This is a genomic window from Arthrobacter sp. NPDC080031, from assembly GCF_040702485.1.
Taxonomy (GTDB): domain Bacteria; phylum Actinomycetota; class Actinomycetes; order Actinomycetales; family Micrococcaceae; genus Arthrobacter.
In genome coordinates this window covers 86074-98803 of record NZ_JBFBLA010000020.1, presented here as the reverse complement: position 1 = coordinate 98803, position 12730 = coordinate 86074, and the positions used below count along the sequence as shown (strand labels likewise).

At 64.1% G+C, this 12730-nt stretch carries 14 protein-coding genes; 5 read left to right on the top strand and 9 right to left on the bottom strand.

The window, feature by feature from the left end; translation table 11 throughout:
- Positions 1-123: 123 nt before the first annotated feature.
- The gene (gene dapE, locus AB0323_RS17005; protein WP_366178358.1) at positions 124-1248 is read right to left on the bottom strand and encodes a succinyl-diaminopimelate desuccinylase; all 1125 of its coding nucleotides are present in this window, start codon (positions 1246-1248) and stop codon (positions 124-126) included.
- An 86-nt stretch (positions 1249-1334) separates the two neighbouring features.
- On the opposite strand from dapE, the gene dapD reads away from it, so the two are divergent.
- On the top strand, positions 1335-2360 hold the full coding sequence (gene dapD / locus AB0323_RS17000; protein ID WP_366178357.1) for a 2,3,4,5-tetrahydropyridine-2,6-dicarboxylate N-succinyltransferase: 1026 nt from the start codon (positions 1335-1337) through the stop codon (positions 2358-2360).
- An 11-nt stretch (positions 2361-2371) separates the two neighbouring features.
- Complete coding sequence (locus AB0323_RS16995; protein WP_366178356.1) at positions 2372-3214, top strand: hypothetical protein; 843 nt, start codon at positions 2372-2374, stop codon at positions 3212-3214.
- Between the two features lie 61 nt (positions 3215-3275).
- Here AB0323_RS16995 and AB0323_RS16990 read toward each other — a convergent pair whose 3' ends face one another.
- Both AB0323_RS16990 and AB0323_RS16985 read right to left on the bottom strand, forming a co-directional pair.
- Positions 3276-3887, bottom strand: a complete 612-nt coding sequence (locus AB0323_RS16990) for a hypothetical protein (protein WP_364532973.1) — start codon at positions 3885-3887, stop codon at positions 3276-3278.
- Between the two features lie 41 nt (positions 3888-3928).
- Positions 3929-4576, bottom strand: a complete 648-nt coding sequence (locus AB0323_RS16985) for a TetR family transcriptional regulator C-terminal domain-containing protein (protein ID WP_366178355.1) — start codon at positions 4574-4576, stop codon at positions 3929-3931.
- Between the two features lie 114 nt (positions 4577-4690).
- Between AB0323_RS16985 and galE the strand changes: the two genes are divergently transcribed.
- Positions 4691-5704, top strand: a complete 1014-nt coding sequence (galE, locus tag AB0323_RS16980; protein ID WP_364532969.1) for a UDP-glucose 4-epimerase GalE — start codon at positions 4691-4693, stop codon at positions 5702-5704.
- 126 nt (positions 5705-5830) lie between these two features.
- On the opposite strand, the gene AB0323_RS16975 is transcribed toward galE, so the two are convergent.
- The 3 genes from AB0323_RS16975 to fdxA form a co-directional block, all read right to left on the bottom strand.
- Positions 5831-7114 carry a citrate synthase gene (locus tag AB0323_RS16975; protein WP_366178354.1) on the bottom strand — a complete coding sequence of 428 codons (1284 nt, stop codon included), beginning with the start codon at positions 7112-7114 and terminating at the stop codon, positions 5831-5833.
- 230 nt (positions 7115-7344) lie between these two features.
- On the bottom strand, positions 7345-8493 hold the full coding sequence (gene dapC, locus AB0323_RS16970) for a succinyldiaminopimelate transaminase (RefSeq protein WP_366178353.1): 1149 nt from the start codon (positions 8491-8493) through the stop codon (positions 7345-7347).
- Positions 8494-8508: 15 nt separating this feature from the next.
- Positions 8509-8835: a ferredoxin gene (gene fdxA, locus AB0323_RS16965; RefSeq protein ID WP_018776555.1), complete on the bottom strand. Its 327-nt coding sequence runs from the start codon at positions 8833-8835 to the stop codon at positions 8509-8511.
- 135 nt (positions 8836-8970) lie between these two features.
- On the opposite strand from fdxA, the gene AB0323_RS16960 reads away from it, so the two are divergent.
- Positions 8971-9213: a hypothetical protein gene (locus tag AB0323_RS16960; protein WP_366178352.1), complete on the top strand. Its 243-nt coding sequence runs from the start codon at positions 8971-8973 to the stop codon at positions 9211-9213.
- A gap of 246 nt (positions 9214-9459) precedes the next feature.
- Here AB0323_RS16960 and AB0323_RS16955 read toward each other — a convergent pair whose 3' ends face one another.
- Together AB0323_RS16955 and AB0323_RS16950 are read right to left on the bottom strand one after the other, a co-directional pair.
- On the bottom strand, positions 9460-10269 hold the full coding sequence (locus AB0323_RS16955) for a type IV toxin-antitoxin system AbiEi family antitoxin domain-containing protein (RefSeq protein WP_366178351.1): 810 nt from the start codon (positions 10267-10269) through the stop codon (positions 9460-9462).
- A gap of 202 nt (positions 10270-10471) precedes the next feature.
- Positions 10472-11770, bottom strand: a complete 1299-nt coding sequence (locus AB0323_RS16950) for an MFS transporter (RefSeq protein WP_366178350.1) — start codon at positions 11768-11770, stop codon at positions 10472-10474.
- 63 nt (positions 11771-11833) lie between these two features.
- Between AB0323_RS16950 and AB0323_RS16945 the strand changes: the two genes are divergently transcribed.
- Positions 11834-12340, top strand: coding sequence for a helix-turn-helix domain-containing protein (locus AB0323_RS16945; RefSeq protein WP_284980700.1), 507 nt, complete (start codon positions 11834-11836; stop codon positions 12338-12340).
- 1 nt (position 12341) lies between these two features.
- Here AB0323_RS16945 and AB0323_RS16940 read toward each other — a convergent pair whose 3' ends face one another.
- The gene (locus AB0323_RS16940) at positions 12342-12722 is read right to left on the bottom strand and encodes a hypothetical protein (protein WP_366178349.1); all 381 of its coding nucleotides are present in this window, start codon (positions 12720-12722) and stop codon (positions 12342-12344) included.
- Positions 12723-12730: the final 8 nt, after the last annotated feature.

The following is a 12730-nucleotide window of genomic DNA, read 5'->3' as shown; positions in this document are numbered from 1 at the left end:
CACAGCTGATCTTCGAGACGCTGAACGACCGGGGCACACCTCTGCTGAAAGCGGACCTCTTGGTTCCGGAACCAAGCCCACGGGCCACACCCACGAATTGAAGGTAGAGGGAAGCCTCAATACCTAGTCAGCCAGCCACGACCGCAGCGCACGGAGGCACTCACGGATGGCGTCCGCGTCGACGTGTTCGTTGTCTTTGTGCGCCAGAAGCGGATCCCCCGGCCCGAAGTTGACCGCCGGCACGCCCAGCTCGCTGAAGCGCGCGACGTCGGTCCAACCGTATTTGGGTTTGGGCTCGGCACCGACGGCGGCAACGAAGGACGCCGCGGCCGGGTGGTTGAGGCCGGGCCGGGCTCCAGCGGCAGCATCGGTGCGGACGACGTCGAAGCCCTCCAGCAGTTCGCGGACATGGGCTTCGGCCTGGTCCGGAGTCTTGTCCGGCGCGAAACGGTAGTTGATCTCGACGACGCAGCGGTCCGGGATCACGTTGCCCGCGGTGCCGCCGTTGATCTTCACGGCATTCAGGCTTTCCCGGTAATCCAGCCCGTCCACGTTGACTGTACGCGGTTCATAGGCTGCCAGGCGGCTCAGGATGGGCGCGGCTGCGTGGATTGCGTTGCTGCCCATCCATGCCCGGGCGGAGTGCGCCGCTTCCCCGACGGTGGTCGCTTCGAAGCGGCTGGTGCCGTTGCAACCGCCTTCCACCGTGCCGTCCGTGGGTTCGAGCAGGATCGCGAAGTCCCCCTCCAGGAGATGGCCGTGGTTCCGGACCAACCGGCCGAGGCCGCTCTTGACCGCTTCAACTTCCTCATGGTCGTAGAAGACGAAGGTGACGTCTTTGCCTGGCTCCGCGCCGCCGTCGAACATGGTTGCCGCGAGCGCAAGCTGCACCGCGACCCCGCCCTTCATGTCAGTGGCTCCGCGTCCATACAAGTTTCCCGTCCCGGGGACGCCGGACTCCCACGTGGCGGGCACGGTGCCGAGTGAACCTTCCACACTGGGCAACGGCACGGTATCGAGGTGGCCGGCCAGGATCACCCGCTCCGGTCGTCCCAGTTCGGTCCGGGCAATGATGGCGTCGCCGTCGCGCACAAGCTGCAGGCCCGGGATCGTGCGGAGGGCGGATTCAACGGCGTCTGCAAGTGCGGCTTCGTTGCCGGACACGCTGTTGATGTCCATCAGCGCGGCGGTCAGCAGCGCAACGTCTTGCCTGATGTCAAGAAGGATCGGGGTAGTTTCAACAGTCACTTCTCCACTGTATCCCGAGCGAATTGCGACCCCTCCGGTCCACACACGGTTTCGAGGGAAGCAGCGGCTCTCGATAGACTTGCGCCATGACTGAAACCGCTGCCTCTGCCGCTCTCGATAGCGCTTCTGACAACGATCGCTCCGCCTATGGCTTTGGCCTGGCCACCATCGTCACCTCCGACGCCGGAGAAGCGACAGTGCTGGACGTATGGTTTCCGGCGCCGGCACTGGGCGAAGCGGCCGGATCCCTGCGGGACGTGGAGCACGCCGACGACACCCTGACCGCACTCGCGGCCGAAAGCCACGACGCCGACCGCCGGACCGAACAGAAGGTGGTCTTCGCCCAGATCAACCTCGACGAGGCCCCCGCGGACACCGTTGACGCCTACCTGCGCCTCCACTTGCTTTCGCACCGCTTGGTCAAGCCCAACAGCATCAACCTGGACGGCATCTTCGGCAAGCTCCCCAACGTTGTGTGGACGAACTTCGGTCCGGCCGCAGTGGACGGATTCGAAGTGACCCGTGCCCGCCTGCGCAAGCGCGGCACCGTGACGGTCTACGGCGTGGACAAGTTCCCCCGCATGGTGGACTACGTCATTCCCACCGGCGTCAGGATCGCCGACGCCGACCGGGTCCGCCTGGGCGCCTACCTCTCAGAAGGCACCACCGTCATGCACGAGGGCTTCGTGAACTTCAACGCCGGCACACTCGGCACGTCCATGGTGGAAGGCCGCATCTCGGCAGGCGTTGTTGCCGGTGACGGCACGGACGTCGGTGGCGGCGCATCCATCATGGGCACCCTCTCCGGCGGCGGCAAGGAAAAGATCGCCCTGGGTGAGCGCGTGCTCCTGGGCGCCAACTCGGGCGTCGGCATTAGCATCGGCGACGACTCCGTGGTTGAAGCGGGCCTCTATGTCACGGCTGGAACCCGCGTGCGCATCCCGGGCCCGAAGGACGACAACGGCGAGGACACCAGCAGCATCATCAAGGCTGTTGAGCTCTCCGGCGTGCCGAACCTACTGTTCCGCCGCAACTCCACCACTGGTGAAGTCGAGGTCCTCCCCCGCAAGGGCCAGACGGTGGAACTCAACGAAGCCCTTCACGCCAACTAGCTGATACCTGGATGCGCCGTCTCCGACGCACCATCATCTTGTTGCTGGCTCTTGCCTTGGTGGCTGGTGCCATCTTCGCCGTGGTGACTGTGCTGCAGCGCTCCGAAACCTTGGTTACGGAGCGCTGCGTCGCCGTCGTCGGCTCGGACTCATACGAGCTGGCGACCGACCAAGCCGCCAATGCAGCCCTCATCACCGCCATTGCGGTGCAGCGCGGGCTGCCCGCGCGCGCGGCCACGATCGCTGTGGCCACCGCCATGCAGGAATCCAAGCTTCGAAACATCGGCCACGGTGACGAGGTGGGCCCCGATTCGAAGGGACTGTTCCAGCAGCGCCCTTCCCAGGGGTGGGGCACGGAGGCCGAGGTCATGGACCCTGTCTACGCGACAAATGCCTTCTATGACCACTTGGTGAAAGTGCCGGGCTACGAAACCATGGCGATCACTGATGCGGCGCAAGCGGTCCAGCATTCGGCGTACCCCCAGGCCTACGCGCAGCAGGAAGCGATTGGCCGGGCGTACGCGTCGGCACTGACGGGACATTCCGAAAGGGCCCTCGACTGCACGCTCCGCGCCGCGGACACTGCCGGTGACCCGAGCGCCGTTGTGGCGGCCATGACGACGGCGTTCGGCTCCCTGCCGGCCGCGGCACAGGGCCGCACGGTCCAGCTGAACATTAGCGGCCCCCAGGCGTGGGCGGTGGCCCAATGGGCTGTGGCTAATGCCAAGGACCTTTCGGTGACGCAGGTTGACGTGGCCGGCGCCACCTGGAACCGGCAGGACCACAAGGGCTGGCAGGATTCAGCTGCGGCAGCGGGAACCGTGACCATCACGGTTTCGGCTCCGAAGACGTAAAGCCTAGGGGCCCGAGACCGGGGCCGTCAGGCCTCGGGCGTCAGACCGAGGTCCTCGGGCGTCAGACCAGTAGTTCAACCACCGGCTGAACGTAGCTGCGGAATATCTCCGGCTGGGACAACAACTGATGGCTCATGATCATCTTGTCCGGCTCCAAGTACCAGGCCCTTGGCTCGCTGAGCGGTAGCTCGATGATCGTCAGCTCGAAGTCCCGGGAGCTCCGTCCGACTTCCAGCAAGCGGTCCTCGACCATGTCGCCAAGAAGCAACATGGCACCGCTGGCCACGCGTTCCGCTTCGAGCTTTTCGTAATCTTCAAGGCGTTCACGGGCCCACGTGAGCGCGGCCCCGAAGTGGGCCTGCAGTACCCGCCGCAGGGCAGGCGAGTTGCCGAAGGCGTTGAATCCCGGGGGTGAAAGCTCCGGAGCGGCATCCGGATATGCCCTCAGCAGCTGCTCCCACCAGGCTTCCCATTCCGTCTTGAGGGCCGGTACCCCGCCGACCTCGGCGGTGAGGTGTGTGTGGTCCGCGTGTCTGACTTTGGGTGTGGCGTGGGATAACGTCGGCGTACCAGCTCCGTCCAATCCAGCAACGTCTCTCAGATACAAGGCAATGAGCATCGGTCCGGAGGTGTCCATTGTGATCCGCCACCCCTGACCGCCTGTGTCATGCATCCGATTGCCTCCCTTGGCAGGTGCCCGCTCAGAGTTCCAGTCTATTCCCGATGAGCCTTGACGTTAACGGTTGAGGGGGGTGCAACAAGGGTGTCCAGATGAGCGGTCAGAACGTCGCGGCAGACCTCGGCTGTCATCCACTCAGGCTGCAGCAGCGCGTGCATGCACAGTCCGTCGAGGGTGGCCAGGAGTCGCTCGGCCTCGGTCACCAGATGCTCCTGGACGGATCCGCCGTCGGGCATCAGCCGCATTACCAAGCGGCCGACGACGGCGGCCACGGCTCGGTGGCTGCGAGCGGCTTCTTTTTCGAGTACAGGCCGGATGCGGGCAGCGTGCCGGAACGCCATCCACACGCAGGCGTCGACGGCCAGTTCCTCGTCGAGCGGAAGGAATTGACCCAGCAGGGTTAACACCGCCGCGTCGTGTTCCGTCGAGCCCGGCTCCAAGGAGTCGACGACGGCGAACGCATCCTCAAGCCGCCCGGCAATCCTGTCGACAACCACGCCAAAGGAATGGACCAGCAGTTCATCGCTGCTGGCAAAGTAGTGCCGGACGGAGCCAACGGCGAGCCCCGCTTCGTCGGCCACCTCCCGCAAGGATGCACGCTCAAGGCCATCCGTGGCGATGATCCTGAAGACGGCTTCGACTACTTCCAGGCGCCGGGCTTCGGCATCAACAATCTTGGGCACAAATCTTCTTAGCACGAACGTGCTTGAACCGTGCCGTCCGGCGCACGGGAACCACGGGAGTGTGGCCTACGCAACACTGAGCGAGCCGCGCCAAGTTCAGCTAGCGTTGCTTGCATGAGAATTCTTGTCACGGGTGGCACCGGCTACATCGGATCGCACACCGTTCTGTCCCTGTTGGAAACCGGACACGAAGTAGTCGTGGTGGACAATCTCGTGAACTCAAGCGAAGAATCCCTGCGCCGTGTCGGTGAACTGGCGGGAAAGACAGCGGCGTTCCATAAGGTGGATCTGGTGGACGAGGCCGCCCTTGAGGCGGTGTTCGACGAGCACAGCATCGACGCCGTCATCCACTTCGCCGGGCTCAAGGCGGTCGGCGAATCCGTGCAGGAACCGCTGAATTACTACTACAACAACATCGTGGGCACGTTGAACCTGCTGCGCGCCATGGACAAGCACGGGGTCCGCTCGATCGTGTTCAGTTCCTCGGCAACGGTGTACGGCGAGCACAACCCCATCCCCTACGTCGAGAAGATGGAGATCGGGGCAAACAACCCCTACGGCCGCACCAAGGAGCAGATCGAGGACATCCTCACGGACCTCGGGGCCGCGGACGAGCGCTGGCACGTCGCCTTGTTGCGCTACTTCAACCCGGTGGGCGCACACCCCTCGGGCAGGATCGGCGAGGACCCGCAGGGCATCCCGAACAACCTGGTTCCGTACATCGCCCAGGTTGCCGTCGGCCGCCGCGAAAAGCTCATGGTCTTCGGCGGAGACTACGACACCCCGGACGGCACCTGCCTGCGGGACTACATCCACGTCGTCGACCTCGCCGATGGCCACGTCGCCGCACTGGACTACGTTGCAGAACGCCCCGGCGTGCACCGCTGGAACCTTGGCTCCGGGAAGGGCACGTCCGTGCTGGAGATGCTCCACGCCTTCGAGAAGGCCGTGGGCCACACGCTTCCGTACGAGATCACTGGACGCCGGGCCGGAGACCTGCCCGCGTTCTGGGCCGATGCCTCCTCAGCCCTGGCGGATCTGAGCTGGTCCACCACGAAAACCGTGGACCAAATGTGCGAAGACCACTGGCGCTGGCAGAAGAACAACCCCCTCGGCTACAGCTCTTAAAGCAACGCGGGGTCACTTACGGCCCATAATGTCCCTTGGGACGGACCGTAAGTGACCCCGCGTTGGCTGGGCCCACACCGGCGAGGGACCCGGGCCGAGCTTGCGAGGCCTGGGAGCCGGTGGGGACTAGACCGCCGGGTAGTCGCGCTCCGGCTCTCCTGTGTAAAGCTGCCGCGGACGGCCGATCTTCGTCTGGGGATCGTTGATCATTTCGCGCCACTGGGCGATCCAGCCGGGGAGCCGGCCGATCGCGAACAGCACGGTGAACATCTTCTCGGGGAAGCCCATGGCCTTGTAGATCAGGCCGGTGTAGAAGTCGACGTTCGGGTAGAGCTTGCGCTGGATGAAGTAGTCATCGGCCAGGGCCTTCTCTTCGAGGCGCATCGCGATGTCCAGGAGTTCGTCGTTGCCGCCGAGCTTGCCGAGAATCTCGTGCGCCGTCGCCTTGATGATCTTCGCGCGGGGGTCGTAGTTCTTGTAGACCCGGTGCCCGAAGCCCATGAGGCGGACGCCGTCCTCCTTGTTCTTGACCTTCTCCATGTATTCCTCGGGCTTGATGCCGTCGGCCTGGATCTGGCGCAGCATCTTCAGCACCGCTTCGTTGGCCCCGCCGTGGGCCGGACCGAAGAGGGCGTTGATGCCCGCGGAAACGGATGCGAACAGGTTCGCGTTCGAGGAGCCCACAAGGCGGACGGTCGACGTCGAGCAGTTCTGCTCGTGGTCGGCGTGCAGGATGAGCAGGAGGTCCAGCGCCTTGACGACGACGGGGTCCAGCTCGTACTGCTCCGCCGGTAGGCCGAAGCTCAAGCGCAGGAAGTTCTCCACCAGGTTCATGGAGTTGTCCGGGTACAGCATGGGCTGGCCGATGGACTTCTTGTGGGCGTAGGCCGCGATGACCGGAAGCTTCGCCATGAGGCGGATAGTGGAAACTTCCACGTGCTCAGGGTTGAACGGGTCCAAGGAGTCCTGGTAGAACGTGGACAGCGCGGAGACAGCCGAGGAAAGCACCGGCATCGGGTGCGCGTCCCGCGGGAATCCGCCGAAGAAGCCCTTGAGTTCTTCGTGCAGCAGGGTGTGGCGGCGGATCTTCTGGTCGAACTCCTCCAGCTCCGTGGGAGTGGGAAGGTTGCCGTAGATCAGCAGGTACGAAACTTCCAGGAAGCTTGAGTGCTGGGCAAGCTGCTCGATCGGGTAGCCGCGGTACCGCAGGATGCCGGCGTCGCCATCGATGTAGGTGATTGCCGACGTGGTGGCGGCGGTGTTCATGAAGCCGGGGTCATAGGCGACGGCGCCCGTCTGCTTCAGCAGCTTGGAAACGTCGTATCCTTCGTTCCCTTCTACAACCTTGATCCGCGGGAGCTCGAGCTCTCCGCCGGCATGGCGCAGGGTAGCGCTGGTGGTCTCAGTCATGGAGTCCCCTTCATGAGGCTCTGGGCCTCGGTCGAAAGCTTGATCCAACCAACATCTGGTGACTCCAACCGGGGGCCTGCAGGTGCAGGCGCCATCGGCCGGACTGCCTTCGTGGAGAAAGCCACCATTGATAGTCAGTTAAAAGCTACCGCCAGTAGGCGGGACAAACTAATCCACAAGCTACGATTACCGGCGGAATGACGCGCCGTGTGCGGCAAGTCACAGCATTGTTACCGAGCGGTGTTCAATCGTTCGACGGCCGCATCGATGCGTTCATCCGTGCCCGTCAGCGCCACCCGGATGAAACCGTTGCCGGCGTCCCCATAGAACACTCCGGGCCCGACGACGATCCCCAGGTCAGCGAATCGCTGAACTGTGTCCCACGTCGCCTCCCCTGCGGTGGACCACAAGTACAGGCCGGCCTTGGACTCGTGGATCTCCAGGCCGAAGTTCTGCAGCGCCGGAAGGAGGCGTTCGCGGCGACCGCGGTAGAGATCCTTTTGGGCGAGCACGTGGCCGGCATCGCCGAGCGCGATGCGCATCGCTTCCTGGACCGGGTACGGCACGATCATGCCGGCGTGCTTGCGGCTGTTGACCAGATTCGCCACGATCGACGAGTCGCCGGCCACGAAAGCGGCACGGTAGCCGGCCAGGTTCGACTGCTTGCTGAGGGAGTAGACGCACAACAGACCGTCCGTGGACCCTCCGGTGACGCGTGGGTCAAGGACACTCGGCACTGCCTCGCCGCCACGCTGGGCATCCCATTCGCCCCAGCCGAGCTCGGCATAGCATTCGTCCGACGCCACGACAGCGCCGATCTCGCGTGCCTGGGCCACGATCTGCCTGAGGGATTCGACGTCGCGGACATTGCCCGTGGGATTGCCCGGGGAATTAATCCAGATGAGCCGGACCCTGGAGCGGGTGGCCGGGTCCAGTTCGTCCAGGCTATCCGCGGCGATCGCAGTAGCCCCTGCGAGCATGGCGCCGATGTCATAGGTCGGGTAAGCCACAGTGGGGCGGACCACGACATCGCCTGCGCTCAGTCCCAGCAGGAACGGCAGCCAGGCCACCAGTTCCTTGGAGCCGATGGTCGGCAGGACGTCCCGCGGATCGATCCCAGGGACCCCGCGACGGCTGGCAAACCAGTGGGACACGGCCTCGCGAAGCGCCTCCGTGCCGTGAACCGTTGGGTAACCATGGGCGTCAGCTGCCCCCGCAAGTGCCTCGCGGACGAGCTGCGGAGTGGGATCCACAGGGGTGCCGATCGAGAGATTGACTGCCCCGCGCGGGTGTTCCGAAGCCTTGGCCACGTACGGCGCCATCGCTTCCCAAGGGTAGTCGGGCAGGTTGAGGCCGAAAGCGGGTGCCGCAGAAATCAAAGGAAGCAACCGTTCTTAGTGGTCTTGGTTCTGTGGAGGCAGCGCGGCGATGAAGGGGTGGTCCTTGCCGGTGTTGCCGATCTTGGCAGCTCCGCCAGGGGAACCAAGGTCATCGAAGAACTCGACGTTGGCCTTGTAGTAGTCGGCCCATTCCTCCGGGGTGTCGTCCTCGTAGTAGATCGCTTCCACCGGGCACACGGGTTCGCAAGCTCCACAGTCTACGCACTCATCCGGGTGGATATAGAGGGAACGTTCGCCTTCGTAGATGCAGTCAACAGGGCATTCTTCAATACACGCCTTGTCCTTGACGTCCACACACGGCTGCGCGATTACGTAGGTCACGTCCCTTGCCTCTCCACAGTTGTCCCGGACTATTCCGGGTAGTACCACCGGCCCTGTGGCCGGTACATCGAATTCTGAGCCTATTATCCCCCAGCCGGAACCCAGCAACCTAGCCGGGCGTCTTACTATGAACTGGTGAATCTGACCCGGCCCCAGGATTTCCTGCTCAATACCGTATCCGGAACACGGGTAGTTGTCCGATACAGGCTGGACAGCGGCTTCACGGACGCCCTCGGCTACCTGCTCTCCGTCACCGAGGGTGCGTGCACCATCCGTACCCGCCAGTCCGACGTCGAGATCCCGCTGGCCCTTGTAGTGGCGGCAAAGGAGGTCCCCCCTCCGCCGCCACGCCGGGGTACGCGCTCAGCCAGCGAGTAATCCCGCGCTCCACCCCCTGCCCGCACCCCACCCACCCACTGGACATGCCCCCTGCCTGCCCGAACCACTGGACATGCCCCCTGCCTGCCCGAACCACTGGACATAGCGCCAATATGCCCATTCTTGGCTCTCGGGGCAGAGCATGTCCCGTGGCAGCGCGAGCCGGGGCAAGGGACATGTCCGTTCCTGATGAGCAGCGATGGGCATGTCCCTTTGAAGACGGCTGAATGTTGGCCTATACGGAGGTCACGCGGCCCGGTCGAGAGACCTCAGCGCGTCCCGGACCATCGCCACAAATTCCCGAGGCCGGTGTTTCACCATCGAATAGCTCACAACCAAGGTGGGGACGCCCAACCTGGTGGTGACATTCCACCGCCGGCGGTCCTCCTCGAAGCTCGGCTTGTCCATGTGGAAACCTGCTCCGTCGGTTTCAATCCCCAATCTTCCGTCCACCATCAGGTCCAGATGCCCCATGCCCGGGATGTTCACTTGAGACTCGACGTGGAAACCCGCTTCGCGCAGGTGGTACCTGGCGATGCACTCGATGATCGACTGTGACTGGGGAACGATCCGTGACACGAGCCTCCGCTCCCGTGCATCGTTCCGCCCACTCAGCCTCATCCTGATAGCCGTGAGCGGCAACCTGCCAAGAGCCACGGCCGATTCGACAATGACCAGGCCGTCCAGATCCGGCAGGCAACGCAGGGCCTGGACGACTGAATCCATTAGCGCGGGCGGGGCCGCGGATCTATGGCAGACAAAACCCTCGTACTTTCGGCTGTGAGGGACTGCCACGTGGGGAAATTGAGGGGCATCCATGACCCACAACCCGGACAGCCCGGCCGCTGAAATGCAGGCCGGTTCCGCGGGAAGGGACCTAATGGCGAGCAAGCCCGGATCGGCACCCGGCACCGCGTAGACCCCTCGCGCCACGCGGAGAATCCGACCGCTCGCCAATGCGGATTTCAGCTGGAAATGCGACACCCCGGCCGCAGCGAGATGCTTAGCCCGCGCCACGCCGTCGTACGCTGAAATGACGTCAATGATGTTCACCATGCGCCCCATCGTTCCGGTCGAAGCGGTAGGTGCGGAAGCGCCAACATTCACTATGTGGAAAACATCCTGTCCGCTCCCGCGGTCAAGCATTGGACATGCGCCTTCATCACCGCAGAGCATGCGCCGCATTGGGACCAAGGAATGCGCATGTTGCCATTATGTCCAGTGCTGCGGGCGAAGGAGGGGCATGTCCGAAGGAGGGTCAGGCGCCGTGCACCCCGTCCGGCAGCCTGCGCATTCCCCAAAGCGGGGAGAACAGCACAGGCGCAACAAAAACAACGCTTCCGCCCAAGCCGATCCAGAGTGTCGGGACGAGGCCAAGGTTCTCGGCCAGGAGGCCTGAGGCAAGGGCTGCGATCGGCATGACTCCCCACACCACGAAGCGAATGGAGGCATTCATGCGCCCAAGAAGCCGGGGAGGACATACCCGCTGCCTCATGCTCAACTGCATGATGTTGTACACCAGGACTCCGAAAGCGAACCCGAACTCGGAGACGATGAGCATCACCAGGAACATCCATCGCTCGGGGGCAAGCACGCACAGCGGAACCAGGAGCAGGAAAGCCGAACTGATCATCGACGCCACGGGAATGACGGTCCCCTCGCCGATCCAGGCCGCGAGCCGGGGCGCGGCAACAGCTCCGATCAGTCCGCCGACCGCCCCGACCGCCATGATGAGGCCCATGCCCTCCGGACCGAGTTCCAGCTCACGAAGGACCAGAACCGGCATCAAGGTGAACGCGATCGTGGTGAAGAAGTTGACCCCGCCCGTGCACGCCACAATCCTGCTGATCAACGGGTGCCTGACCACAAAGACCAGGCCTTCCTTGATTTCGCTTGCCAGTGGCTGCCGATCTTTCGCCGGTGCGGGCCGTTCCGCATCTCGCGTCCTGAGCAGGAAAATGGCCGACAGCAGATATCCGATCGACTCCCCGACGAACAGCACCGGCGCGGACACAATAGTCAGCAACCCACCGCCTGCGGCAGGACCCCCGATCCGCGCGATTTGTGAGGTGGCTTCCAGGTTCGAGTTGGCCTCCGGCACTTTGGCCGCATCCACGAGAACAGGAACATAGCTCTGATAGGAAACGTCGAAAAAGACCGTTGCGGCCCCGACGACGGCGGCCACGGCGTACAGGTGCCAGATCTGCAGGATGCCGGCCCACCAGAGGATTGGCACAGTCGCCATCGCCGCGGTCCGGACCAGGTCCGCCACAATCATGGTGCGACGCTTGAGCCAGCGGTCCACCCAGGCTCCCGCGGGCAAACCGATCAGCAGGAAGGCCGCAAGGCCGGCGGCATTGAGTGCCCCGACTTCGAACTCACTGGCGCCGAGCAGAGTCACTGCGAGGACGGGAAACGCCAGTTGCCCCAGTTGCGCCCCGAGTTGGCTGACGGCCTGGCCCGACCAGAAGGTCACGAAGTTCCGGTCCCGCCACAGCGAGGAAGCGCGCGGGGCTGTGTCCGCTTGCAGAGCATTGTCAGTGGTCCCGGCATTCACCCGCCCAGTTTCCTGCAGTGATTGGTATATGTCAATCACTCTGGGATGGCTACACTGGCCACCATGACGGAACACGAGCGGGAGGACAGCGACTTGGTGGCCAAGGGCCGCGCCTTGAGCTCGCCCCTGCGCCTGAGGATTCTCCGGCTCTGCCTGCACCACGCGCGCACCAACAAAGAGATTGCGGGGCTGTTGGACATCAATCCGGCCTCGAGCCTGCACCATGTCCGGACCCTGGTGCGCACCGGTTTTCTCGTGCCGCAGGAAGGCCGGAAGGGAAAGAGGGGTGCCAAGGAGGTGCCGTACATCGCAACGCGCACCTCGTGGAGCACTCCCGTGAACGACATTTCCCCGGTCCTGATCGAAACATTCGTCCAGGAAACCCGCGGGCTCGCACCAGAGGACATCGACGTCTGGCGGCTTGGCGTGAAGTTCAACGCCGCACGGCAGCAGGAAATGATGGGCAAGCTGCGGGCGGTCGTCGAGGAATACATGCGCCTTCCGGCAGACGACGACGGCGAGGCCACCTCGCTCTTGATCGCCCACCACCGGGATCCGAGCGCCGACTAAGCTAACCGCGGGATGGACGCGTGTAGCGCCGGCACCACAAGAGCATCACAAAAGTAATGCCCGCACTCCCGTAGACCCACACATTTCCGGGCACATCCGCGACGATCAGCTGCTTGCCCGTTCCACCCATCGACAGCACGCCGATGGTGGCATAACAAACAATGCCCACTACCGCCGTCGGGAGCAAAGACCGCGACCACGCACCCAGCAGAAGTTGGAGCGATGCGAGCAGGAGCAATGCCGCTGCGGTGCCCCAATAGAGGTCGACGCCGGGCAGGAGGAGCGTCTGCCGGTGCAGTGCGGTGCCCGCAAGGGCAGCAAAAAGAGCCACCGGAACAGCCGCGGCAATGCCGCGTGCCGTTCCGGTGGCTCCCTTATTCAATGCGTCAG